The 24,401-nt window shown below is 55.4% G+C and carries 20 protein-coding genes, 1 tRNA gene and 1 pseudogene; 3 read left to right on the top strand and 19 right to left on the bottom strand.

The genetic code is table 11. From position 1 onward, the window contains the following. Positions 1-10: 10 nt before the first annotated feature. From IPM58_01480 to IPM58_01425, 12 genes are all read right to left on the bottom strand, one after another. On the bottom strand, positions 11-436 hold the full coding sequence (locus IPM58_01480) for a flagellar FliJ family protein (protein ID MBK9305776.1): 426 nt from the start codon (positions 434-436) through the stop codon (positions 11-13). Next, a complete protein-coding gene (locus IPM58_01475; protein ID MBK9305775.1) occupies positions 433-1,740 on the bottom strand; it encodes a FliI/YscN family ATPase in 1,308 nt (435 codons plus the stop codon). The genes IPM58_01480 and IPM58_01475 overlap by 4 nt, the downstream gene beginning before the upstream one ends. Continuing rightward, the gene (locus IPM58_01470; GenBank protein ID MBK9305774.1) at positions 1,730-2,758 is read right to left on the bottom strand and encodes a response regulator; all 1,029 of its coding nucleotides are present in this window, start codon (positions 2,756-2,758) and stop codon (positions 1,730-1,732) included. The genes IPM58_01475 and IPM58_01470 overlap by 11 nt, the downstream gene beginning before the upstream one ends. Then, a complete protein-coding gene (gene fliG / locus IPM58_01465; GenBank protein ID MBK9305773.1) occupies positions 2,758-3,750 on the bottom strand; it encodes a flagellar motor switch protein FliG in 993 nt (330 codons plus the stop codon). The genes IPM58_01470 and fliG overlap by 1 nt, the downstream gene beginning before the upstream one ends. A gap of 33 nt (positions 3,751-3,783) precedes the next feature. Then, positions 3,784-5,322: a flagellar M-ring protein FliF gene (gene fliF, locus IPM58_01460; protein ID MBK9305772.1), complete on the bottom strand. Its 1,539-nt coding sequence runs from the start codon at positions 5,320-5,322 to the stop codon at positions 3,784-3,786. Positions 5,323-5,356: 34 nt separating this feature from the next. Then, the gene (gene fliE, locus IPM58_01455) at positions 5,357-5,668 is read right to left on the bottom strand and encodes a flagellar hook-basal body complex protein FliE (GenBank protein MBK9305771.1); all 312 of its coding nucleotides are present in this window, start codon (positions 5,666-5,668) and stop codon (positions 5,357-5,359) included. Positions 5,669-5,670: 2 nt separating this feature from the next. Beyond that, positions 5,671-6,120 (bottom strand): flagellar basal body rod protein FlgC, encoded by a 450-nt coding sequence (flgC, locus tag IPM58_01450; protein ID MBK9305770.1) that lies wholly within the window; start codon positions 6,118-6,120, stop codon positions 5,671-5,673. A 70-nt stretch (positions 6,121-6,190) separates the two neighbouring features. Beyond that, positions 6,191-6,601 carry a flagellar basal body rod protein FlgB gene (gene flgB / locus IPM58_01445; protein MBK9305769.1) on the bottom strand — a complete coding sequence of 137 codons (411 nt, stop codon included), beginning with the start codon at positions 6,599-6,601 and terminating at the stop codon, positions 6,191-6,193. A gap of 202 nt (positions 6,602-6,803) precedes the next feature. Then, on the bottom strand, positions 6,804-8,216 hold the full coding sequence (locus IPM58_01440; protein MBK9305768.1) for a sigma-54-dependent Fis family transcriptional regulator: 1,413 nt from the start codon (positions 8,214-8,216) through the stop codon (positions 6,804-6,806). Positions 8,217-8,232: 16 nt separating this feature from the next. Next, complete coding sequence (locus tag IPM58_01435) at positions 8,233-9,510, bottom strand: PAS domain-containing protein (protein MBK9305767.1); 1,278 nt, start codon at positions 9,508-9,510, stop codon at positions 8,233-8,235. Then, a complete protein-coding gene (locus IPM58_01430) occupies positions 9,507-11,543 on the bottom strand; it encodes a tetratricopeptide repeat protein (GenBank protein ID MBK9305766.1) in 2,037 nt (678 codons plus the stop codon). The genes IPM58_01435 and IPM58_01430 overlap by 4 nt, the downstream gene beginning before the upstream one ends. Before the next feature lie 262 nt (positions 11,544-11,805). Next, positions 11,806-13,257 (bottom strand): sigma-54-dependent Fis family transcriptional regulator, encoded by a 1,452-nt coding sequence (locus IPM58_01425; protein MBK9305765.1) that lies wholly within the window; start codon positions 13,255-13,257, stop codon positions 11,806-11,808. Positions 13,258-13,466: 209 nt separating this feature from the next. On the opposite strand from IPM58_01425, the gene IPM58_01420 reads away from it, so the two are divergent. Both IPM58_01420 and IPM58_01415 read left to right on the top strand, forming a co-directional pair. Then, positions 13,467-13,542 (top strand) — tRNA-Thr (locus IPM58_01420). Positions 13,543-13,718: 176 nt separating this feature from the next. Further along, positions 13,719-14,405, top strand: coding sequence for a hypothetical protein (locus tag IPM58_01415; GenBank protein MBK9305764.1), 687 nt, complete (start codon positions 13,719-13,721; stop codon positions 14,403-14,405). A 199-nt stretch (positions 14,406-14,604) separates the two neighbouring features. Here the strand turns inward: IPM58_01415 and IPM58_01410 are convergent, their stop codons facing one another. The 4 genes from IPM58_01410 to IPM58_01395 form a co-directional block, all read right to left on the bottom strand. After that, positions 14,605-16,023, bottom strand: a complete 1,419-nt coding sequence (locus IPM58_01410) for a sigma-54-dependent Fis family transcriptional regulator (protein ID MBK9305763.1) — start codon at positions 16,021-16,023, stop codon at positions 14,605-14,607. Positions 16,024-16,049: 26 nt separating this feature from the next. Continuing rightward, entirely contained in the window at positions 16,050-16,829 is a 780-nt protein-coding gene (locus IPM58_01405) for a hypothetical protein (GenBank protein ID MBK9305762.1), read from the bottom strand. Beyond that, complete coding sequence (locus IPM58_01400; protein ID MBK9305761.1) at positions 16,826-18,301, bottom strand: HAMP domain-containing histidine kinase; 1,476 nt, start codon at positions 18,299-18,301, stop codon at positions 16,826-16,828. Before IPM58_01400 ends, IPM58_01405 begins: the two co-directional genes overlap by 4 nt. 184 nt (positions 18,302-18,485) lie before the next feature. Next, positions 18,486-19,316, bottom strand: coding sequence for a hypothetical protein (locus tag IPM58_01395; protein ID MBK9305760.1), 831 nt, complete (start codon positions 19,314-19,316; stop codon positions 18,486-18,488). Positions 19,317-19,464: 148 nt separating this feature from the next. Between IPM58_01395 and clpB the strand changes: the two genes are divergently transcribed. After that, positions 19,465-22,077: an ATP-dependent chaperone ClpB gene (clpB, locus tag IPM58_01390; GenBank protein MBK9305759.1), complete on the top strand. Its 2,613-nt coding sequence runs from the start codon at positions 19,465-19,467 to the stop codon at positions 22,075-22,077. Here clpB and IPM58_01385 read toward each other — a convergent pair. From IPM58_01385 to IPM58_01375, 3 genes and pseudogenes are all read right to left on the bottom strand, one after another. Continuing rightward, positions 22,067-22,495, bottom strand: a complete 429-nt coding sequence (locus IPM58_01385) for a hypothetical protein (GenBank protein MBK9305758.1) — start codon at positions 22,493-22,495, stop codon at positions 22,067-22,069. The two genes, clpB and IPM58_01385, sit on opposite strands and share 11 nt — an antisense overlap. Before the next feature lie 75 nt (positions 22,496-22,570). Continuing rightward, entirely contained in the window at positions 22,571-22,783 is a 213-nt protein-coding gene (locus IPM58_01380) for a hypothetical protein (protein MBK9305757.1), read from the bottom strand. A 7-nt stretch (positions 22,784-22,790) separates the two neighbouring features. Then, positions 22,791-24,319, bottom strand: a pseudogene (locus tag IPM58_01375) (YifB family Mg chelatase-like AAA ATPase). Positions 24,320-24,401 lie beyond the last annotated feature (82 nt).

The raw sequence follows: 24,401 nt of genomic DNA, 5'->3' as shown, positions 1-24,401 counted from the left end.
AACCACACCCTCATCGTGGCGAACAACGGCGACTTGCCGCCTCATCCATCGTCTGCTGCTCCCGACGGACTACGTCAGCTCGATGGATTGCCTCCCGCCGTTCGAGGACACGATCAAGCACCTTACACTCCTGGCTCGCTTCGACAAGGAGACTGTTGGTACGATTCCACAACAAGGCGGCGTGCTCAATGTCACGGTGCACCTGACGCAAGGTCGCCTCGTGCGAACCCAATCGAGCCTGCCACTCCAGCAGTCCCTCGATGGTGAGCCCTTGCTGCATATGTTGCCTATACCGTTCGGTATCCACTTGCATCTCCGCTTCAACCTCACGAGACCGTGTTTCGTTGCGCGAAAGAGATTGAGCAATCTTGGCCAATTCCATCATAAGGGCCTCGACCCTCTGTTCGCGCAACTTCCGTAACGAGTCGAGGCTCATGCCTTGTGCTTGGCCAGCGTTTCGAGCTGCCCCACAGACGACGCAAAGCTTGCTCCCTGATCGATATCCTGTCGCAAATACCCGTTGATCGCATCCTGAGCCTCAACGGCACGATCAAGGCTGGCATTCATCCCTGGTTTGTACGCTCCGAGGAGAACCAAGTCCTCAGATTGCCGATATCGGGCGACCAATTCCAGAAGACGCCTCGCCGCATCATAGTGTGATCGACTGACGATATCTCGCATGACACGGCTGGTGCTCTGGAGTAGATCGATGGCGGGAAAATGATTGCGTGCCGCCAGCGTACGAGACAGGACGATATGCCCGTCGAGGATCGACCGGACGGTATCGGCGATTGGATCATTCAAATCATCTCCATCGACAAGCACTGTATACAATCCGGTGATGGTGCCTGGACCAGGTCCCGTCCCCACACGTTCTAAGAGCTTCGGCAGGAACGCAAACACGGAGGGAGTGTACCCCTTCGTCGCTGGAGGCTCCCCGATCGCCAGACCGACCTCTCTTTGACTGTAGGCCAATCGCGTCAATGAATCCATCAGCAACAAGACGTGCTTCCCCGCGTCACGGAAGTACTCGGCAATCGTCGTCGCCACCAATGCAGCCCGGAGTCGGATAAGCGGGGCCTGATCGGAAGTCGCCACGACCACCACGGAGCGTGCAAGCGCCTCAGGACCAAGATCGCGCTCCAAAAACTCGTTCACCTCCCGGCCTCGTTCTCCGATCAAGGCAATGACGTTCACATCTGCTCTTGTGTAGCGACTGATCATGCCCAACATCACACTTTTGCCGACGCCGGAACCGGAGAAGATCCCCATTTTTTGGCCTCGGCCACAGGTTAGAAAGCCGTTGATCGCACGAATCCCGAGATCAAGGGGCGCGTGAATGCGTGCTCGCTGCAACGGATTCGGAGCCTCGGCATGGAGCGGATATCTGGCATGCATCGCAGGCAGACCCTTTCCGTCGAGAGGCGTACCGCAACCGTCAAGCACACGTCCCAACAGGCCAGGTCCGACGGCCAGGTTGGCCACCTGTCCAGTCATGGTAATTCGACTTCCCGGGCCGATGCCCTGCATCGCTCCGAGTGGCATCAACAACACACGATCTCCACGGAATCCCACCACCTCTGCAGCGATCGGTCCTTCCCCCACTTCCCGCGTAATCCGACACAGTTCGCCGACCGTCGTCATGGGCCCATATCCTTCCACGACGATTCCCACCGCTTGCGAAACTTTCCCTGACACCTCAATTGGGTCGACATCTTCGATGAGGCTGCTAAGGCGCATAGTAGGCTCGGTTCCTTAAGGTATCGCCTAATCGGAGCAACTGCGTGTCGAGAGACGCGTCCGCTAATCGGGTGCTGGTCTGCACCAGACAGCTGCCCCGTGGAAGCGAAGCCACCGGTTCAATGGTCAGCTTCAACGCAGTGTCTGATTGCCGTGTCAGCTCCATACGAGCGGCCTCAACCACGGCTGCATCGAGTGGATGCACCTGTATCACCACGGCATCCGACTCTCCCACCGCACCGAGTGCATCCTTGACCTGGATGACAATTTGGTCCCGACTCGATTCGGCCGTCTCATGCAGAATTTTGGACACGATCTGAAGGGACAGCGCAATCACCTGATCCTCGACCGATCGCTGCAAGGTAGTCCGAGCTGCATCAAATGTCCTCGCCGCCTCGATCAAAACGGCCAGATCGTGCCGGCGCTCTTCCTCCATCTGGCGCTGTCTATCTGCAAGGCCGCTCTCATGTTCAGCCTGCCGGTCATCCTCGTCCGCCGTTTCACCATTCTCTCCAAATATTTGAAACGGAACGCTGTGCAGTCGCACCGCACCTGACCGGACAGCCGCATGTTTCAACACCGTGTTCTCGGCCCGCAACCGATGGAGTTCCAATAACCGCCGTACGGTTCCTCTCACAAGTTCGGTCTGGAACGGCTTGATCAGAAAGTCAATGGCGCCCGCTTTCATTGACCGGACTGCGAGTTCGACGGTCGCGGCTCCCGTCATCACCACGCCAATGATCCGACCATCGATCTTCTGGGCTTCCTCTAGGACGGCAATCCCATCTTGGTCCGGCAGCTTGATGTCGGCTATCAAGAGCGCGGGAGGCATCTCCTTCACCATTGCAATCGCCTCTTGCCCTGATCCAGCGACACGCACTGGTACTCGTTCAGGTCGGAGCAGCTCGAGAAAGAGACTCCGCATCGCCTCTTCATCATCAACGATGAGGATCGTTTCCTGCAGCTGAGCAAGCTCGTGTTCGCGAAACATCCCCGCGATCATTGCCGCACCATTCACTACAACATCTCCTCTCCCACGCCGGCGATCACGATGCGCCCCTCATCTTCCAGCTTGCGACAGACCTTGAGAATATTCTGTTGCGCCTTCTCCACATCGGACACTTTGACCGGTCCCCGTGCCTCCATATCATCCTTCAACATTTCTGCGGCACGGCTGGACATATTCTTAAAAAATTTCTCTTTCACGTCTGGATTCGCGCCGCGCAGTGCCACCGGCAGATCTTCCTTGCTGATTTCCTTCATCAGCTCTTGCATCCCACGATCATCCACCTTCACCATGTCGTCAAACACAAACATGAGCGCCCGGATATTATCGGCAAGGGTTTGGCTTTTCTCAGAAATTCTGGTCATGATGCCGCCTTCGTTCGTCTTGTCCATTCTCATCAAGATATTGGCCATCACCTCCGCCCCTCCGACGCTCTGGGATCCCATCTCTTGCCCGGTCACCAACGTTTCCTGTAGTGTCTCGCTCAGTTCCTCCAAGACATCCGGCTGCACCTCCTCCATTGTTGCAAGCCGAAGCGCCACATCCCCCCGCATGTCCTCCGGAAGAGCCGCCAACACTTGGCTCGCTTGATCGCTCTCTATATGAGCAAGTACCACCGCAACGGTTTGGGCATGTTCAACCTTCAGCATTTGCGTGAGCGTTTTCACGTCCACCCATTTCAATGCCTCCAGCCCAGGATAGCTTTTCTGCGTCATGGACTCGATGATCCGCGCAGCTTTCTCCGGTCCGAGCGCCTTCGTCAATACCGTCTTAATGAACTCTTTCCCCTGAAACTGAACGCCACCCGTCGCACTCGCCGCTTGAAAGTCAGAAATAACCGCCTCTTCCTCGTCGCGAGAGATCTGTGCCGTCCCGGTCATGAACCCTCCGAGCTTCTTGATCTCCTTCGGATCAAGTTGCTTCATGACTTGGGCAGCCGCCTCTTCACCGATGGCGCGAAGAAGAATCGCCGCTTTCTGTTCGCCCGTCAGATTCTTCGCCATGCCTAGGTCACGTCGGACTCTTGAGCCACTGTTTCACCACGACCGCCGTCGTATCAGGGTTCTTTCGGGCCATGTCGATGATCTGCGCATGATCCGGAGCATCGGCCAATGCCGCTGCCCCATTCCCATACCGCCAGGAAGAGCGGACGCCGACGCTTCGGAGTGCATCTGTTCAGTCGTCGATCCCAACATCGCCAGTAACGGGCGAACGACGAACAAGAAAATCACCGCAAACAGAATGAGCCCGACGCCATAGCGAAGATAGGGAAGCCACGCCGTGCGACCTTCCGACTCGGCTTCAGCCACCATGCCTTGCGCCTCATCCGGCCCGGTTCCGAATTGCACATTGACCACCTGCACTTGATCCTGCCGTTCAGCTGAAAACCCCATCGCTTTCTTGACGATGTCTTCGATCCGTTTCAAGTCCTCCTCCGACCGTGGTAGGTATTTTCTGGCCGTGGCCGATGCGTCCGTTGCCTCTCCCTCACCGGCTTTCACCGGTTCATACATCCCGTCGACAAGAACGGCAACCGATAATTGTTTGATAAGACCGACCGGCTCCACGATTTTCGACACGGTCCGGCTAATCTCATAGTTCACGGTCTCATTTTTCGTTTGGCTGTTGTTTGAACTGGTTTGTGCAGGCTCTTGCTCCGTACCTTGCGGAACATTCGACTGAACCCCCGGCACACCGCCGCCGACCCCATTCGTACCATTGGCTTTCTCTTGCCCCCGCTGTTCACTTCGTACCACCTGGCTGTTGGGGTCATAGCGTTCTTCCGTCGTCTCGACTTTGCGGAAATCCACGACACTGGATACACGAACGACGGCTTTATTCGGACCGACAATGCGCTCCAACATCGTTTGAATCCGTGTCTCCACATCTTTTTCGATGCTACGTTGATAATCGAGCTGCGTGTTGCTGAGACCAGCCGTCTCATCCGTCATGGTCGCCGACAACATGCGGCCATGCCCATCGACGATGGTGACATCCCGAGCTTGGAGACCTTCCACACTGCTGGAGACGAGGTGAATGACTCCCTGGACTTGTGCTTGACTCAACTGTTGTCCGTTGCGCAGCGATAGAATGACGGATCCGCGCGCTTTTTCTTGTTCACTCGCAAACAACCGCCGTTCTGGGAGGGCTAAATGAACGCGAGCTCGCTCCACCTCGGGCATCTGCGCGATCGTCCTTGCTAACTCCCCCTGTAGGGCACGGCGATAGTTCAGTTTTTGGACAAACTCTGACATGCCGATAGACGTGCGGTCGAAAATCTCAAATCCGACGCCACCTCCGTGCGGGAGCCCTTGCGTCGCAAGTTGGAGTCGCAAATCATGGACTTGTTCGCTCGGTACCAAGACGGTTGAGCCGCCACCGGTGATTTCATACGGCACCTTCGTTTCTTTGAGCTTATCGATAATGGCTGCCGCATCTTCACTGCTCAGGTTCGTGAACAGCACCTGCATATCCGGCTGCTGGGTCCATAAGGTCAGCGCAATCAGACCGGCAACGGATCCCGCCAAGGCAACGAGGATGATCATGCGTTGATTGATAGTGAACTTAGACAGCATACCTGCCTTTCATGTCCTCAATCCGAGTGGCGTTTTACACTTGCATCCGTTGAATTTCCTCATACGCCGCAACCAGCTTGTTCCTGATCTGCATCATGAGCTGAAACGACACATCAGCCTGCTGCAACGCAACCATGGTGCGGTGAATGTCCTGTGTTTCACCGGTCATGAGGGCATCGACGGCTTGACCCGCTTCCATCTCTGCATCATTGACTTTCCCGATGGCAGACTTGAGGGAATCCAAGAACCCGGATGCTCCTGACGTACCGGTGCCGCCGACCGACCCTGATCGCGCGACATCGGCGATAGGAGCAATACCCGATGTCACACCATGCAGCTGACTCATCGCTACCTCCCGATCTCAAGCGCCTTGTTCCACATGGCGCGTGTCGCATTGATCGCTTGCACATTAGCTTCGTAGGCGCGCGATGCGCCGATCATGTTCACCATCTCTTCCATGACGTTGACATTGGGAAGACGGACAAACCCTTTTGGATCAGCATCCGGATGATGTGGGTCATAAATCAGTTGTCCCGGTTTTGGATCTTCTACTACTCTTGCCACGGAAACCCCTTCCAGCACATGAGACGAGGACCCGGCTGCGACTTGACGAAAGGCGCGCTGAAATGAGCTCGGAACCGCCGTTGAACGGAAGACAACATCCCGACGCTTGTAGGGTCCACCATTGGGCGTTTTCGTCGATTGGGCGTTCGCCAGATTACTGGCGATGACATTGAGCCGTCGTCGTTGCGCATCCAAACCGGACACCGAGACTGCCAGACTGTCGGACATTTCCATGCAACACCTCCTCGATCTAGATCATCAGTAAGAATCACCTGCAAGGGGCCCGCGCTGGAACAAGTCTTCGTTATCGCGCATCTCGTATGGCACTCAGAAGTGTTCGAAATCTTGCGGCCATTATTGTCGCAGCGGCGTTGTACTGCATCGCGTTCTCTGAAAGCTTGGCCATCTCCAGTTCAAGGTTGACAGAGTTGGCATCGAGCGGCAGATCACCTGCCGGCACTTCGTTGAGCTTTCCTGTCACGGCTTGGATTCCCTGCGGGCCGCGCACCCCAAAATGCCGAGATTGAGTTGCTGCCATTACGATCGGGAGGCGCCCTTTCTGTACAGACTGCAATTGGTCCATAAACGTCAGTTCGGACGCGCGATAGCCGGGCGTTTCTTCGTTGGCCAAGTTGGAAGCGATCACCCGTTGCCGGGCACTACGAAGATCGAGGGTCCGCTGCAATAGCCGCATGGTTTTGTCAAAGATCGTCATCCCCTCACCCCCTTTCTCTCCCACATGCGCGAGCCATCCATCATTACTAATGCAACCATAGTGCCGCGCCAGACGGTTCCACTCCGATTGCGATGCACGTGTGACCTCTCCTCAGGTTCGCTCCGATGCACAGTGCAGCCTTATCCTCTTGCATGGGGAAACTACCCAGCACAAACCTGCCGACCGGCAATTGTTTCCGCGCTCATGGTGATGGAATGGACAACGGCCGCTCGCTCTCTCGATATTCCCGTAGCTTGTTCCGCAACGTGCGGATACTGATGCCCAGTTCTTTCGCGGCATGCGTCCGGTTATCGTTCACACGAGCCAGTGTCTTAAAAATCAATTCCCGCTCCATCTCCCATAAGGATCCATTGATCGGTTGTTGAGAGCGAAGCGGCACCCCCACTGCTTCGCTCGACGTTTCCGAAGGACAATGCTCGGGAAGAATTGGTCCATCTCCTGCCAACAAGACCGCCCGTTCCATCACATTCTCTAATTCCCGCACATTTCCCTTCCACACCAACCGCTGCAAATGCGCCAGTGCGGCGTCCGACATAGTCGCGGGTGCGAGACCATTCCTTGATGTCGATTGAGCCGCAAAATGTTTGGCGAGCAGCGGGATGTCACCCGCACGTTCTCGAAGCGGCGGAACAGTGATCGGAAAGACGTTCAGACGATAATAGAGATCCTCTCGGAAGCGGCCTTGCTCGACTTCACGATACAGGGCCCGATTCGTCGTTGCGACCACTCGGATATTGACCGGCACCGGATCGCGCCCTCCGATCCGATCCACCTCCCGCTCTTGGAGTACCCGGAGCAGCTTGGCTTGAAGGGGAAGATTCATCTCGCTGATTTCATCCAGGAGCAGGGTGCCCGTATGAGCCATTTCAAACTTTCCGATTTTTCTGATCAAGGCGCCGGTGAATGCCCCACGTTCGTGCCCAAACAATTCACTTTCCAACAAGCCCTCGGGCAACGCCGCGCAATTGACTGCGATAAACGGGCGGTGCGCTCGCTGGCTTCTGGCATGGATAAATCGAGCCAGAAGCTCCTTCCCGGTACCACTTTCCCCATGAATCAACACGGTGGCCTGGCTCGCGGCGACTCCCTCGAGCGTACTCAAGAGTCTGACCATTCCTGGGTCTTGGGTTAAGATGGCTCGGCTTTCTGTCGATTGCGTAAGTGCAACAGCGGGAAGCCCTTCTTCTCGTCCTGCCTTCAGGCTCACGATCGTGCGTTCCAGGAGATCCATCGAAAACGGTTTCAGCAAGTATTCGCTCGCGCCAAGCTTCATGGCTTCCACGGCGGTTTCGATCGTCCCATAGGCCGTCATGAGGACGATCGTGACCTGAGGCGATCGAGACCTGATCTCCTTAATCAAGTCGAGACCACTCAGCTGTGGCATCTTGAGATCCGTCAAGACCAACCAGGGACGAAACCGAACGAGCCGTTCCAAGGCATCGCTCCCATCAATCGCGGCTTGGGCTGCATACCCCAGTCGCTTCACCGTCTCCAGCAGCGCCGTTCGCATCGATGGATCATCATCAACGATCAGTACTCGCTCACTTTCCTCGCCATTGTCGATGAGAGGGGCGTTTTTCTCGCGTTCATTCATATCGCCATTCCTCCGTTCACACCAATCCACGGCCCACAGGCTCTCCGCCAACCAATTCGTTCTGTATCTTCTCCGACGTCTGACCCTTCCCAGCCGTCACGGTCGTCGACGGATGCGGGAGGATGATGGCGAATGTCGAGCCTTGTTTGATCATGCTTTCGACATCGATCCGTCCTTGGTGCGCCTCCACGATTGAATAGACAATGGCAAGTCCGAGACCGGTTCCATCATCCTTCGTCGTAAAGAACGGGTCAAACATGCGTGACCGGAATTCCTGATCAATGCCGACACCGCTATCGCTGACTGCCAGCCGAACGGCCGCGACGCCAAGCGTCTGCGGAGACTCTTTCTGCAGGCTGACCGTCAAGCACCCACCGTTCGGCATCGCCTGCACGGCATTGACGACTAAATTTACGAGGACCTGCTTCAACTGCCCTTCGTGACACCAGAGCACGGGAATGTCCTTGTCCAGGGCCAATCGAACCTCTACCGGAACCTTGGTGATCGCATGAGCGGCCAACTTGATGGAATCATGAATCAAGCATTCGGCCTGATGCCATCCGCTCGCCATACGAGTCGGCCTCGTGTACAAGAGAAGATTGGCCAGTAGTCGATCCATCGAGTGGACAGCCTGTGAGATCTGCTCAGCGTACCGTTTGGCAGAAGACTCTTTGGGTAGATCGCGTTGAAGCATCGATGCAAACAACTCGACACTCCCCAATGGATTTCTGATTTCGTGTGCGATGCGACCGATGAGCTCGCCCATGGCAGCCAATCGATCTTTACGCTGTAACTGTTCTTCAAGCTGATAGAGGCGTGTGACATCTTGGAGCAGAATGAGATGACTAGACCCTTCTCTGGAGGCATTGCGCAATGGCACCTCGCTGATCGACATCACGGCGTGCCCGACTCGTTGCGGCCGATCACATACGCTCACCCCTCGCTCCCCGAGCACGTCCGACACCACGCGCTCCCGTAACTCCGAGGCGCTGGTCCCGAGCATGGCCTCAGCAGCGTGATTGCAACGGACAATCATCCCCTGATCATCGACCACCAACACTCCCGTGGACAATGAGTCGAGAATGCCGTTGAGATGCGCTCGCATAGCCTCGTTTTCGCTGAGTTGCCGGCGAAGCGCGTCGTTACTGTGTGCCAACTCGACATCCATCTGCTCAACACGTGCCGTCAATGCATCGTAAGACTGTTGTAACGTTTGTGCTGCTTCGTCAAAACTCCTGAAGGCTGCCTGAAGGAGCGCGCGCTCTTCTAATTTCCCTTCCGCGGCTTTCGTCATAGGCCCTTCACTTTCTGAGATTGTCGGGCCGTTTGCAGACTGAGTTTGAGAGATGCGGCAACGCGGTTGATCATCCCATCGTCGGCGACATCAAGCTCTGCCAGTGCAATGGTGGCTCGATCATATTGCTTCAGTGCTGTCCAATGCTTGGCCGTTTGCAAGTGGGCCCATTCAGCTTGCCGAGCCGTTGGTTTCTTTGCCAACACCGAAAGGTACGCTGCAACCGCCGACTCATGTCGATTCAATCGAGACAACGTATCCGCATACGGCAACAAGGTGGCGACAGACTGTGCCGCGCCAGCCTTGAACGCCTCTTCATACGCCAATGCGGACTCACCGAGCTTTTCCAATTCACCCAACGTCTTGGCCAGCTGCACATACATGGCGGGACGCTCGCGATGCACCGGATGACGCACAAGCCATGTTCGGCAGAGATGAAGGAGGCTTTGCAGGTCCCGCTGTTGCCGCATGGCGCTGATCAGAAGATGCAGGACTTCTCCGTCGTATTGCCCGAGAGGAAATTGAAACCGGTATCGCCCCAGGACTTTCCTGGCTGCCTCAGGGTCCTGTTGATCGAGGTAGAGTTTTCCGAGCCCCAGCAAAGCAGGTTCAACCAGGGCCGAATCTTTCTGCACTTTCAAGACGTGCTGAAACAGCCGCACAGCCTCGGCCGTAAACCCAAGACGCTTGTGGGATTCGGCAATCTCCAGCAACACGGGGGACCGCGCGTACCGTTGCTCGGCCATGACGCCATGTCGGTGATACAAACTGACGACCGTCCAATCGTCATGCGACGCAATCGCCGCCTGAATCCATGGTACGAGGAGGGCTGACAACCGCGCTGCTGCCTTCGTGGCCCATGGCTCACTTCCCCTTGCAGTTCGAAAGGTCACTTCTTTGTACGTATGAATCGCCTCGTTCAGCTCATTTCTCTTCTCGTACTCTTGCCCGAGGTAAAACAGCGCCTCGCTTCCTGTAGGAGTGTCCGACTCCTGAATGACGATCTCCTTCAGTAGCGCTCGATAGGAAGCCGAGGTGTCTGTCGGAGCCGTCACGTTGTGAATCATGGCTCCGATGGTGGGACTGAGGACATTGCCGTTGTCTGATACACGATTCTGTGTCAGGAGCGTGGCAAGTCGTAGTTTGACCGTTGAGTCTAGCTGGCTCTGAGGATATATCGACGGAATCAAGGCATACACAAATTCAGCCAGGGGCCTCTGACCAGTACTTCGCAAGGTTTCAGCCACATGCAGCAACGCGTTTGGCGCATACCCATGGCGTGGATAGAGATTGTAAAAGAGGAGCATCAAGTCTCGCGCGGAGATGTCATGATGCACGTGCGCCTCCGTAATGGCATAGCGCTGAAGCGTGACCGGATCGCCTTTGACCAGATGCGGCCAACGTCGATAGCTCAGATCATAGATGGGCTGTGCTTCGACAAGACGCTTTTGCCTGAATAACGCATGGGCCAATCCCACCGTGGCACCCTGCAGCAACGAATCACTCTCACTTTGCTTTCTCAGATTTGCAAAGGCATGCTCGGCATCTCGCCATTTCCCCGTCGCCATCAACGTCTGACCGAGCCCTAACAAGGCTCGATCCCCGTCGAAGGGAAGATGAAGGGAATGAGCCATGGCTTGTTCGTAGAATGCCTGTGCTTCTTGAAACCATCCTTGTTCAAAGTACAAATCCGCGATCCGCCATTCCGCTCGCCTGGCGTTGGAGGACTGCGGATGGTCGCGCAGAAGTTTCTTGTACTCTTGAATGGCCTCGGATCGGTTCTGCATGACCGCCTCATCTCGAAGTGATAACTCCACCAAATATGCTTTTGAAGATGGAACCAGCGAACTTTCAGGATGATCGCGCACGATCTTTTCAAAAAAGCGTCGAGCTTCGCCCCACGCTCCCTTCTTATAGGCAGATCGGCCCTCCTGCCATGCGAGTCCATCAATCCCGGAAGATTGGCCTTCTGCCCTCGGCCCATCGTCGGGTAGCGGTTGCGCAAGCCTTTCAATCCATGCCGGAGCTTGCATGGTAGCCGAACGTTCGACCGGTGGCGTTGTCGTGAGAGTGGAAGAAGACGGAGACGGAGACTCGCCGATCGCCACGGGGATGCATGCCATCCAGACGGCAATCGAACCGATCAGCTGAGCATATCTCACGTCACATCGATACACGGTGATAAGGCATCAGCAAGGCTCATGCCCTAGACAGCCTAAAAAAAGTTCAAAGAAATCAGGGTATTTTTCAGGAAGGATCGTGTGACGGGATGGATTCCGTCAGGATCGGCATCGCCTACGTCGTGAGGTCGTCAATCTTTTGACTGGATACGCGCGGCCAAAGCGGAAGGGTTTCCACCTGTGATCGTGGATCAACCCCCTTGCGCTTCAACTTCTCAACCAATGTCGTTCGATTGAGATGGAGGAGTTGGGCCGCTCGGGAGGTAACCCCGTTGGCTTTCCTCAAGGCCTCCATGATGAGGTGCTTCTCGTACTGTTCGACTTCTCTCGAGAGATGAATGCCATCCTCGCTCAGTCGTATGAATTGTTCTTTCAGCTCTGGGATCATGGACCGACGACTGATCTTTTGCGGAAGGTCTTCGGAGGCCAGCATCCCCTGTTTCTTCAGAACGACCAACCGTTCTATCATGTTTTCCAGCTCCCGAATGTTTCCCGGCCAATCGTATTCGGTCAGAAGTCGAAGCGCCTCATCGTCAAGACCGACCACCCCGGTGTGCTTGCTCTGATTGAATCGGGTCAGAAAGTGATCGATGAGGAGCGGAATATCGGTGCGGCGTTCTCGAAGCGGTGGAATGACAATGGGAATCACATTCAGTCGATAGAACAAATCTTGCCGAAAACGGCGTTCTTCAACCATTACCTCTAAATCCTGATTCGTCGCCGCAATGATACGTACGTCGACATGAATCGTCCGGTTTCCACCGACTCGTTCAAATTCCCGCTCTTGCAAGACCCGAAGAAGCTTCACTTGCAAGGAGAGACTCATTTCGCCGATTTCATCCAGGAAAATCGTGCCTCCATGAGCGAGTTCAAACCGGCCCATGCGCGCATGCGTAGCACCGGTGAAGGCGCCCTTCTCGTGTCCAAAGAGTTCCGATTCGAGGAGATTTTCAGGGATTGCCCCGCAGTTCACGGGTACCAATGGACGGTCTCGCCTCTGGCTATTGAAGTGGAGCATGCGCGCGACCAGCTCCTTGCCCGTCCCGCTTTCGCCTTGGATCATGACCGTGCTGTCGCTGTCGGCCACCTTTTGGACGAACTCCAACACCTGTTGCATGGGTTCGCTGACCCCCACCAATTGCTCCAATCGATATTGATCGCGTACTGCGCGTCGCAAGAGATGGTTTTCTTGTCGAAGCCGATGAAATTCTGCGGCCCTGCGCACAACCGCTGCGACGGTTCCGAGGTCGAACGGCTTCGTAATAAAATCAAACGCGCCGGACTTCATGGCACGGACGGCCGTTTCAATCGTGCCGAATCCGGTCATGACGATGGGAATAATCTTCGCGTCAAGCTTGGACAGACGGTCAATTACCTCGAGTCCATCGATATCAGGGAGCTGGAAATCCGTGATCACAATGTGGACCACCGTCTCCTTGACCGCTTGAACCGCACCTGCCCCGTCCTCCGCCGTAGACACGCTATAGCTCTCCCGCATGAGCGTTTCCTGGAGAATCTCACGCAAGGCAGGATCGTCATCGACAACCAGCACATGAACTTGGCTCATACTCAATCCATCTCACTCCATTTGGAATACGAAATTATCCGCGGGCTTAGAATAATAACCTGTGGGGGGCAAAGCAAGTCATATCAACTATTTGGGCAAGACCCCAGAAACCGATCTCGATCAGTTTCGAGGGCCCCCCTCTCAGAAGAACCAGCCCGGAACACTTGACCTCACAATGCAGAGTCTGTAGAAGTGTAGCTCTTCGAGATGCTGGCGTAGCTCAATCGGCAGAGCAGCGGTTTTGTAAACCGCAGGTTGGAGGTTCGATTCCTCTCGCCAGCTCCACACGCTCCGCTGCCGTTGCAACCTTGAGGCGGTTTACTGCACCATCTCATTTCCCCCTTCAATCTGATCCATACAACCTCAAATATCCGAGGCTAGATAAGAAGGTGTGGAACCCCTGTTGCGTGAGCAGCCGTGCCGGTCTACTATGATGGTACCTGTTAGGGAGCCTGGACTTGATGGGGAAATGGAACGCAACGAGGCTGGCCGCCTGTATCGGTCTCCTGGTGACGACTCTGCCGACGACACGAGCAATATCGAACGACGCCTCCGGCGTTGAGGGACCATCACAGGAAGAAACGCTGGCATTTATCAAAGGCACATGGGATGTGTGTGCCACCATGCGCAGCGGCTGGCAGCGCATGATCGCAACGGACGGATCTCTCTGGCAGGTGGATCGAACGGCCAAGGTGAACGTCGCGGTCATGGCTCCGTCATCTCTCAGAATTGTCACACGTCTCAATGAACGCAAGAAGTTAAGCGGAATCTTTGAAATCCAAGCACCAGAAGAGAGAATTCAGGAGTTCGACGTGAGCGCCCTCTCTCCGAACATCAGCCGGCAACGTGATGGGGAGGACACGAATCTCTACGAGATTGGATTACGCTGCGCGCATACAGCGTGCATAACCGAATGGGTTGCTCCACTTGCCATACCAGGCAAACCCCTCCAAGACCTCAGAACGGGGAAATTGGCCGTCACCAACCTGGATGAACTTGTCGATGCCGATCAGCCGTCAGCGAAGAGCCCAGGTGAAAAGAAGGGAGAGATTTCTATTCCTGTCTGCGACAGGGCATCGTTAGAAAGCCTCTCAAAAGCTTTTCAACATGCGATCATCATATCCGGGGGAAAGAAGCCGTTATTCTAGAGCACTGCCCGATTTCGGTCATGGGGTAGGTGGAGATTGAAACCATCGATAATCAGCCCCAATCCTACAAATTCTCGTGCTGGGCAACTTTCGAGAGGATCATCATATGTGTAAGAGGAATTTCGGCTTGCATGACCCGAAAAACACCATTTTTGAACTCATCCATACAGTGCGGCTGACAGGTCCATGGATTGCGTACCTACCGTTCCGCTTCTGTCAGATCCCGTTCATGCTCTAGTGCTTCGACATCCGAGTCGAACTTCTCCTTCGTGGTGGAGGGATGCAGACCGTACTTCCTGAGCATTTTATAGAAGTCGGCCCGATACCGACCCGCAAACTGAGCAGCACGTGAGATGTTTCCTCCAGTCAATTGGAGCACATTCTTCAGGTAGGTTCGCTCGAAATCTTCCTTCGCCTCCGTAAGCGGCTTGAGCGGCGACTCCGCAGCCACACTGACCGACGGCATCAGATCAGGTGTCAGTATCTCTTGTCTCGACATGACGACGGCCTTTTCGACCACGTTTTCCAGCTCCCGTACGTTGCCCGGCCAAGGGTTGATCATCAGCCGATGGAGCGCAGACGGAGTGAAGCCCTTCACCTCTTTGTTCGCTCGTTTCGAACTCAGTTTGAGGAAATGCTGCGCGAGGAGTGGGATGTCGTCACGTCGATCCCGTAAGGGTGGAATAAAGAGCGGCACCACGGAAATACGATAAAAGAGATCATTCCGAAACGTCCCGTTCTTGACCGCCTCTCCAAGGTCCTTATTGGTTGCCGCGATGATCCGCACGTCGACTTTGACCGACGTCTCCGACCCGACTTCACGAACCTCTCGTTCCTGTACGGCACGCAACAGTTTTACCTGCATCGATAACGGCATTTCGCCGATCTCATCAAGAAACAACGTGCCACCATTGGCCATCTGAAAGAGCCCTCGCTTCGCGCCATGCGCACTCGTGAAAGCCCCCTTCACATGCCCGAATAATTCACTCTCAAAGAGTGTTTCAGGAATGGCGGCACAATTGAGCGCCACAAAAGGACCTTTACTGCGCCGACTGTTGGTATGGATGACACGAGCCATCACTTCTTTCCCGGTGCCGGTTTCACCAAACAATAAGATCGTGGCATCCGAATCAGCCACCTGCGCGATCTGTTGGAAGAGCCGTTGCATCGCCGGACTGCGCGCGACGACATTTTCCAATCCATAGAGTTCCTTGACCAACGACTTGAGTCGCTGAATTTCCTGACTCATCCGCTGCTGAGAGAGCGCCTTCTCGATCGTCTCTTTGAGTTCTTTGTCGTCGAACGGTTTAGTGAGATACCCAAATGCTCCACGCTGCATCGCCTCCACCGCATTGGGAATGCTGCCATGGGCAGTGAGGATAATCACCGGCAATCCAGGATGCTGTCTCAGCAGCTCCTCGGTGACATCCAGCCCATCTTCCCCTCGAAGACGAAGGTCCGTAATGGCCAAATTGAACATCGTTTTCTTCGCCTCTCCCACAGCCTCCTGTCCCGAGGTGCAGGCGGTGACCGAAAAGCCCATGGCAGACAGCCGCATTTTCAACAAATGGAGCAGCCCCTCATCATCGTCGACTACCAGAATGTTTTCCTTCTCCATACAATCACTATTCCTTCCGATGTTCGTTAGGGGATCGTCTCGGGGCCTGGAACCGGGACGGTCGTCAATGGCGGACGGATCGGACGCACTTTTTCCCGCATCTCCTGATCAATTCGTTTCAACGCATCAAGCTGTGTCGAGAGCTCTTCAATCTTTCGGTCTCGTTCTGCGAGCTGTTTTTGGAGGCTTTGGATCGTCGCCGGTCCAACGGAAATCCTCCCCGATTCCTTTTTGGTCTGCAGTGACTCAATCTTCTGTTCTCGATCCTCAAGCTCACGGTGCAATGCCTCAACCGTCTCCGATTCGTCACCCTGGGTGGAACGAAGCTGTTGAATGTCCAACTCTCGATCAAGCAAGTCTCGCACCAGACGGTCAGCAGTCGACGCCAATGCCGCGTGAGCACCTGCGATGGCAGGGGCCGTCGAGACGGCTTCGACCCAGGATTTCGCTCCAGGATCCACAGGTTGTTGTAATAATTGAAGCCACGCCTCGCTCGAGGCCGCAAATTTCCCTTTCGGTGCGGTTGCCACCACCAGTTTGAAATATTTTTCAGCGATTTCGCGACTTTCGTAAAGACCGAGTAAGGCTCGAGAAAAATAGAGATGATCGCAGGGGCTCGGCCCAATGCATCTGGAGATCAAACCCTCCTGTTTTCTTCCAAGCGATTGAAAAACTTTAAGTTCCTGTGGATTCGTCATGAAGTATGAGCGAGAGCCCTGAGCGGGTGTCGTCCAGGCCGCGCACCCAGCCAGTAGGATGAACACCAGCATCGGACCGATTGTCCCGCACGATACCGTTCTTTTCACGATTGCCCATCCTTTTCTGGCCTGGTCAAGCGTAGGATAAACCGTACAGTTGTCCCCTTCCCCTTCTCACTCTCGATCCAGATTCTTCCCCCATGCGCCTCGACAACTTTTTTTACCAACGCCAACCCCAACCCGCTCCCCGCGGTGTGTCTCACTTTCGTACGACCTTGATAGAACCGCTCGAATATATGTGGAAGATCTTCCGGAACCACCCCTGGTCCGGTATCGGAGACCGCCACCTCTAGAACCCCTGCCTGTGGATCAGACTTCATCTGAACTTTGACCACTCCCCCTTCAGGACTGAACTTGAGCGCGTTCGACAGTAGATTATCCAAGACTTGTTCAAGACGAGACGCATCCGCCTTCACCCACACTCGATCACCGATCTCTTCCAGTACAAGCTGGACATGCTTGGCATCGGCAAGGAGCCGGACTTTGTCGATGGAAATTTCCCCAATACGATGGAGATCGACTGGGACAATGCGGTACTCCATCATCCCAGCTTCCATTTTTGAGAGATCCAAAATCGTGGAAATCAGATGGATCAATCGCCGGCTGCTTTCAGCCATGATTCGAAGGGTCGTTCGTTGTTCGGGCACCAACGGACCAGGGATTTCATCGAGCAGTAAGTGTGTCCCCTCCCGAATCGAGGCCATCGGCGTCCGTAGTTCATGCGAGACGTGCGCAAGGAACTCGGTTTTCATATCATCGAGTTCCTGCAGTTTTTGGCCCATCCAGTTCACCGTATCAACCAACTCTCGCAGCTCGGCGGGAGCCTTAATCTGGAGTGATGTGCCCAAATTCCCTTGGCCGATTTTCCTGATATGGCCTTGCAATTGTCTGAGCGGAAGCAAAATGGTGTAGCTGGCGACACCGGCAAGTCCCAACCCAAAGACCAACGCCACCAAGACGAGTTGTTCCGTGACGGCCTCTGCCTGAGCAGCGCTGGCACGCGATTCACTCACCTCCACACTCATCCGAGCCTCATGCAGATCGATATAGCTCTGAATGGAGGCAGACATCTGGTCCATAATGGTGTCTCGTTGGCTCTCATAGTCTGTCCCTATGCGAGGAGCCCCTTCGTCTACCCCTTGGAAATGATCCTGAAACAGCGCCATCCGCGTTGCGAGCAAATCGCCTGTCCCGCGGAGTAGTGTCAGCCCTTGTAGGGAGCGTTCCTGGCTCCGTAGAAGCTGGAGACTTCGTTGGAACTCATCCAGCTCCTCCTGTAAGTTGGTTAAGAACGTGCGATCTTTTGTGGCAACAAATTTTTTCTCGCTATTCAACTGCGCAAAGAGGGACGCCAACAGCCGCTTGGCGGACTCGACCGCCGGATAGTGATACGACGCCATCTCCGAGCTCATCGACGCCAATTGTCGAAGCTGAAAGAGCGCGTAGAGATTGACTCCTCCCATGACGGTGATGATAACCAAGGCGGTCAGGACCAACCGCCAAAAGATCGAAAGCCGCATGAGTCCGCCCCTCATCCTGACGGGATCATAACTGGGCTGAACTCAAGTGCAGGATAAAACATACACTATTTCAGCCCCGACTCACAAGTCACGAACAACCGGGGGTGCTAATGAATGATTCTGAATGCCTACCTGTACTAAAGTAATCCAAGGACTCGCAACAGGTATCTTCTTACACGCCTCTCTACTGTCTGGCATCAAATTGCCGCGCAAACATCCGTTGCCGTCTCGAAGATCCGTGAAGCGCCGCAAAAAGATGTCCACGAAAGAGGAGGATGGCCATCGCCACCGGAGGGGTCAGTAAGAGCAGAATGATCCCCTGCCCTTCCGAATCAATCCCCACATAGGACAACCAACCCCCTATCGCCGTAACCGGCAGCATAAGCATTTGGAAGAAATTGAGTCCTGCGCCCCGACCAACCAGACCGGAAAGCGAAAAAAACTCCTGGAGACCGCTGGGAGAAAGCACCACGGGCAGAATGAGGATCGCAAACGGGAGGAACCACTCGATCCAATGCTCCAACACAAACTCATAGGACGTCTTAAAGACGTCCAGCGGTGAATTGTGTCGAACCTGGTAGATGACCTCCGGGGCCGGGTTCAGGAGAATGAAGACGAGGAGAAGAAATGCCGAAGAAATAAACTGCCCGTACGGATTCGCTTGCATGCCCATATCAAGCAGCATCGTCGGTAGCCAGAGGACAAATCCAACGCCGATCACATCCCAAAAGTAATGCCCGAAGCTTTCCGTCACGTCCGTCAGTCGAAGCGTCCGCGCGCCATTCAACGATTGCTCGATCAACCGAAGCGTCGCGCCGACCAAGAGGGCGTTGATGATCCCGAGGAGAAACCCACCCGCCATTCCCAACGGGCCGACAATCCTCGCGGCACCAAGGAACAGCACCGCAAAGACGATGAGCGCGATCATCACCACCCAACTCTTCGTAAGCGAACGCCAGGTTGCGGAGAAGACGTGTCGGTAGAGATGAACCGTAGCTGAAACAAGATTGCTCATGCGAACCGTACCCTAGTCGGGATCGTCTCAGAGGTCAAGGACTAGTCACATCGCAGGCAGAGAAATCGTTCTTGGTTGACTTGCTCCACCGGATGATTATCACATACTTCAAGAGAAGGCACTTGACCCTATTTGCAGGTGAATCGCCATGGACATGAACCGGATGACCGTCAAAGTACAAGAAGCATTACAATCCGCCTCCGCTCATGCGCAGCGGAGAAGCCATCAAGGTATCGATGTGGAGCATGTGCTGCTGGCGCTTCTCGACCAGGAAGGAGGAGCAATACCGGCGCTGATCGAGGGAGCAGGTCTCGCGTTGGCTGCGGTTCGGCAGGCCGTCGAGCAGGCTCTCGCAAAACTCCCCCAGGTCCAAGGCTCCGGCGCAGCCCCTGGTCAAATTCATATTGCGAATCGACTCACCCAGGTCTTGAATCATGCGGAAGCGGAGCAACAGTCACTAAAAGATGACTTCCTGAGCGTCGAGCATCTGCTGCTGGCCATGGTCCACGAAGGAGGCCTCTTCAAGAAACTTGGGCTGACACGAGACCGCCTGTTAGCGAGCCTCCAACAAGTACGCGGCAACCAACGCGTCACCAGTCAAGACCCCGAGAGTACCTATCAGTCGCTGGTGAAATATGGACGCGATCTCACCCAGCTGGCTGAGCAGGGGAAATTGGATCCGGTCATCGGACGGGATGACGAAATCAGACGGGTCGTCCAAATCCTCTCCCGCCGGACAAAGAACAACCCGGTGCTCATCGGAGAACCAGGGGTCGGAAAAACTGCGATCGTAGAAGGCCTGGCGCTCCGAATCGTGAAAGGTGACGTTCCTGAGAGTCTGAAACACAAAAAGCTCTTTGCGTTGGATATGGGATCGCTGGTCGCCGGAGCCAAGTTTCGTGGCGAATTCGAGGAGCGGCTCAAGGCCGTCTTGAAAGAGATTCAGTCTTCCCACGGTCAGATTCTCCTGTTCATCGACGAATTACATACGGTGGTAGGGGCCGGAGCAGCTGAAGGCGCAATGGATGCGGCTAATCTCTTGAAACCGATGCTGGCGCGAGGAGAGTTGCATCTCATCGGAGCCACGACGCTCGACGAATACCGAAAACATATCGAAAAAGATGCCGCGTTGGAACGCCGCTTTCAGACGGTGCTGGTCGATCAACCATCCGTGGAAAACACCATTTCGATCTTACGTGGCCTGAAAGAACGGTATGAAGTCCATCACGGCGTGCGAATCAAAGACAGCGCCCTGGTCGCGGCAGCGAAACTGTCCCATCGGTACATTTCAGATCGCTTTCTTCCCGATAAGGCCATCGACTTGGTCGACGAAGCGGCCGCCCGTCTCAGAACCGAGATCGAGAGCCTGCCGGCTGAGTTGGATGAGGTCTCGCGCAAGGTCCTGCAGCTTGAAATCGAGCGAGAGGCCCTGAAAAAAGAAAACGATCAGGGAAGTCTTGCCCGGTTGACCGCCCTCGAAGCCGAGCTCACCGAAAAACAACGAGATCTACAGGCCCTCAAGACCAGATGGGAGTCAGAAAAAACGTCCGTCGCACGGCTCCGCAAAACACGAGAAGCCATCGAAGAGATCAAACAGAAGATTGAACAGGCTGAACGAGCCTACGACCTCAATCGCGTGGCCGAGCTCCGCTACGGGGAGCTCCCTCGGCTTGAACGCGAACTGGAATTGGAACAACACCAGTTAGGAAAGAAACAGGATGAGACCAAGCTCTTAAAAGAGGAAGTCGATGAAGACGAGATCGCCGCAGTGGTCAGCCGTTGGACCGGTATCCCCGTCTCACGTCTGCTCGAAGGCGAAACGGACAAGCTCCTGAAACTCGAGGAACTGCTCCATCAGCGCGTGGTGGGACAAGAGGAGGGAGTCCGTGCCGTCGCCGATGCGGTACTTCGCGCACGGTCGGGGATCAAAGATCCCAATCGACCCATCGGCTCGTTTCTCTTCCTTGGCCCCACAGGAGTCGGCAAGACCGAACTCGCACGGGCGCTGGCCGCAATTCTGTTCGATGACGAAGGCAATCTGGTTAGAATCGATATGTCCGAGTATATGGAAAAACACACCGTGGCGCGCTTGATCGGCGCGCCTCCCGGCTACATCGGCTACGAGGAGGGCGGACAACTCACGGAAGCCGTTCGGCGGCGCCCATTTTCTGTGATCCTGTTCGACGAGATCGAAAAGGCGCACCATGATGTGTTCAATGTTCTCTTGCAGGTTCTCGACGATGGTCGGCTCACCGACTCACAGGGTCGTACCGTGGACTTTAAGAATACCGTACTGATCATGACCTCCAACATCGGCAGTCCACAGATTCTGGAAGCCCAACAGCAAGGCGCCTCCTATGAGCAGGTTCGAACGGTCGTCATGGGAGAGCTGCGGCAACATTTTCGTCCAGAGTTCTTGAATCGAGTGGATGAAGTAGTCGTATTTCATCCCCTCGGTACGGAACACCTGATCACGATCGTGGAGATTCAACTGGAGCGTCTACGGAGTCGATTGGCGGAGCGGCGAATCCCCCTCGCGATCACGCCGGCGGCACTCCAACATTTGGGAACCCGCGGCTATGATCCGATCTATGGAGCACGGCCCCTTAAACGCCTCATTCAACAAGAGCTGGAAACGCCGATCGCGCGGTTGCTGGTGAAGGGAGAACTACGGGATGGGGATACCGCGTCGCTCGATCTGAAAGATGGGCGACTGGTATTGGTTCCGACCGTCACGCCCAAAGAGGCCTCTAGCCAATAGAGGCGGCGCTCCCCTGCGCGTCATGGGTGATGCCGCTTGTTTGCTGCTTGTCGATCTTCCATTGCGTCGCCGACACCTGCAGCAAACGCCCTTTCATGGTATGGAATTCTCCTTGCGAGAAAGACACCCTATCGGGTGTTTTTGCCTCGAGCTTCACGAGGATCTTCCCTGAGCCGACCTCTTTCATGACGACACTCGTATCGGTCTTCGTCAGCTCGTACGCTCGCCGTTCGTTGAACATCAGCGTGCTGTCCACCACCTTGGCCATCATCCGGCCGGTGGAATCAAACAGCGCAAAATTCACTAAGAGCATGCCGGTTGTGGGGTGTCGGGCCAGTTGAATCTGCGGTACACCCTCGATTTCAATGGTCCCGTTGGAGTTCCGAAAAAGATTGGAGCCGATTTCGATATCCATCATTCACTTTCACATGGAAGAGGTATTCGTCCAATACCCAACCATTCACACCAGCAATCAACCTCCGGCTGGATGGAGCTACGACTTCTTGATCCGATCGAGAATCAACGCGATGCAGCCACCCAACAACCCTCCGCCCATGACAGTGGTCAACAGCTCGACAAGTTTGAGTTCCCACACGGACCCTTGAGCCTGCATCACTTCCCTGATACCGCCTTGCACCAAGATGACCGCCAGGGCCATCGTCGCCCCAACGACAAACCACCAAAGAAATACTTTGACTGATGCCACCAACGCCTCACACCTCAGGATGACGGTCAAACGAGCGGTATTGGATCGCTTCCGCGACGTGCATCGTCTCGATCCGCTCAGAATCTGCCAGATCGGCGATCGTGCGGGCAACCCGTAAATTCGTCCATGCGCTCTCGCAGAGAGTCGCAGTCGCACCATAGCTTGCTCGAGCAATTCCTGAGTAGCCTGATCGAGCCCACAATACCGCTTTATCATCCGTGGCTTCAACTGTGCGTTTGAATAGATCCCGTCCTCCCGGTATCGCCGTCGCTGACGTGCTCGAGCTGCGACGACACGCGCCCGGATTGCGGCTGATCCCTCTGATGCGGGCAATTCGGAACGAAGCTCCCTCACCGGTACCGGGGGTACATCGAGATGGATATCCAGCCGATCCAAGAGCGGCCCGGAGAGTTTCGCCCGATAGCGACGAATCTGGGGACCGGTACACATGCACGGTCTGGTCCGGTCTCCATAATACCCACAAGGACAAGGATTCATCGCAGCAATCAACATGAAGCGGGCCGGATACTTCAACGTTCCACTGGCCCTGGTCAGTACAACATGCCCGTCTTCCAGCGGCTGCCGGAGTCCTTCAAGCACTCCCCGTTTGAACTCAGGGGACTCGTCCAGAAACAACACTCCGTTGTGCGCGAGTGAGACTTCCCCCGGCTTGGGAACCGTGCCACCGCCCACCAGTCCGGCATCCGAGATGGAATGATGGGGGGCACGAAACGGCCGTACCCTCAGCAATGGACGTTCGGGAGCAAGTCGGCCGGCCACGCTATGGACACGAGTCGTTTCAATCGCCTCCTCTAAGTCCAACAGCGGCAGAATCGAGGGAAATCGACGCGCGAGCATGGTCTTGCCGGAGCCAGGGGGACCGACCATCAGCACATTGTGCCCACCGGAGGCCGCCACCTCCAGCGCACGCTTGGCATGGTCTTGACCACGGACGTCGCTATAGTCCTCATCGTCCGGTGCTCTCGTAGATTCCAACAGATCGGGGTTCGTTCGGATCGGGACGGTGACTTGGGTTCCCCTCAGAAACTCAACCGCTTCCGGAAGGGTGTGGAGTGGGTAGACATTCACCCCCTGTACCAAGGCGGCTTCAACACCATTATCGGTCGGGAGGAGCAAGTCATACCCGGTTCGGCACGCAAGGGCAAAGGACAGCGCCCCGGTGATCGGCTTCACACGGCCGTCCAGCGAGAGTTCACCGACCAGTACACACTTTTCTAGCTTGGTCTGAGGGATGACCTCCTCAGCGACAAGAATACCGATGGCGATGGCCAGGTCGAGCCCCGACCCTTCCTTCTTCACCCCGGCCGGCGCCAGATTCACGGTGATTCGTTTGGCGGGAAAGTGAAAACCCGTGTTCTTGAGCGCGGAGCGGACGCGGTCCCGACTCTCCTTCACCGTGGCATCAGGCAACCCCACGACCGAAAACTGGGGAAGGCCACCGGAAATATCGACCTCGACGTCGACCAGATGTGCATCTAACCCGACAAGTGCCGCGCTCCTCACCTTGGCAAGCATGGAACCAGGGCCTTTCTGTTCTGGACCGCGGTCAAAATCGTGTGATTATAGGAAGTCTCTGTAAGGGTTTCAATAGAATAGG

Origin of the sequence: Nitrospira sp., assembly GCA_016715825.1 — a bacterium.
Classification (GTDB): domain Bacteria; phylum Nitrospirota; class Nitrospiria; order Nitrospirales; family Nitrospiraceae; genus Nitrospira_D.
Note: the sequence above shows the minus strand (reverse complement) of the source record. Positions and strands in the feature narration are given on the sequence as shown.

Coding starts and splice junctions, on each gene's coding strand:
- IPM58_01480 (MBK9305776.1), bottom strand. CDS start 436: ATGAGCCTCGACTCGTTACGGAAGTTGCGCGAACAGAGGGTCGAGGCC.
- IPM58_01475 (MBK9305775.1), bottom strand. CDS start 1,740: ATGCGCCTTAGCAGCCTCATCGAAGATGTCGACCCAATTGAGGTGTCA.
- fliG (MBK9305773.1), bottom strand. CDS start 3,750: ATGGCGAAGAATCTGACGGGCGAACAGAAAGCGGCGATTCTTCTTCGC.
- fliF (MBK9305772.1), bottom strand. CDS start 5,322: ATGCTGTCTAAGTTCACTATCAATCAACGCATGATCATCCTCGTTGCC.
- fliE (MBK9305771.1), bottom strand. CDS start 5,668: ATGAGTCAGCTGCATGGTGTGACATCGGGTATTGCTCCTATCGCCGAT.
- flgC (MBK9305770.1), bottom strand. CDS start 6,120: ATGGAAATGTCCGACAGTCTGGCAGTCTCGGTGTCCGGTTTGGATGCG.
- flgB (MBK9305769.1), bottom strand. CDS start 6,601: ATGACGATCTTTGACAAAACCATGCGGCTATTGCAGCGGACCCTCGAT.
- IPM58_01440 (MBK9305768.1), bottom strand. CDS start 8,216: ATGAATGAACGCGAGAAAAACGCCCCTCTCATCGACAATGGCGAGGAA.
- IPM58_01435 (MBK9305767.1), bottom strand. CDS start 9,510: ATGACGAAAGCCGCGGAAGGGAAATTAGAAGAGCGCGCGCTCCTTCAG.
- IPM58_01430 (MBK9305766.1), bottom strand. CDS start 11,543: ATGCAAGCTCCGGCATGGATTGAAAGGCTTGCGCAACCGCTACCCGAC.
- IPM58_01425 (MBK9305765.1), bottom strand. CDS start 13,257: ATGAGCCAAGTTCATGTGCTGGTTGTCGATGACGATCCTGCCTTGCGT.
- IPM58_01415 (MBK9305764.1), top strand. CDS start 13,719: ATGGGGAAATGGAACGCAACGAGGCTGGCCGCCTGTATCGGTCTCCTG.
- IPM58_01410 (MBK9305763.1), bottom strand. CDS start 16,023: ATGGAGAAGGAAAACATTCTGGTAGTCGACGATGATGAGGGGCTGCTC.
- IPM58_01400 (MBK9305761.1), bottom strand. CDS start 18,301: ATGCGGCTTTCGATCTTTTGGCGGTTGGTCCTGACCGCCTTGGTTATC.
- IPM58_01395 (MBK9305760.1), bottom strand. CDS start 19,316: ATGAGCAATCTTGTTTCAGCTACGGTTCATCTCTACCGACACGTCTTC.
- clpB (MBK9305759.1), top strand. CDS start 19,465: ATGGACATGAACCGGATGACCGTCAAAGTACAAGAAGCATTACAATCC.
- IPM58_01385 (MBK9305758.1), bottom strand. CDS start 22,495: ATGATGGATATCGAAATCGGCTCCAATCTTTTTCGGAACTCCAACGGG.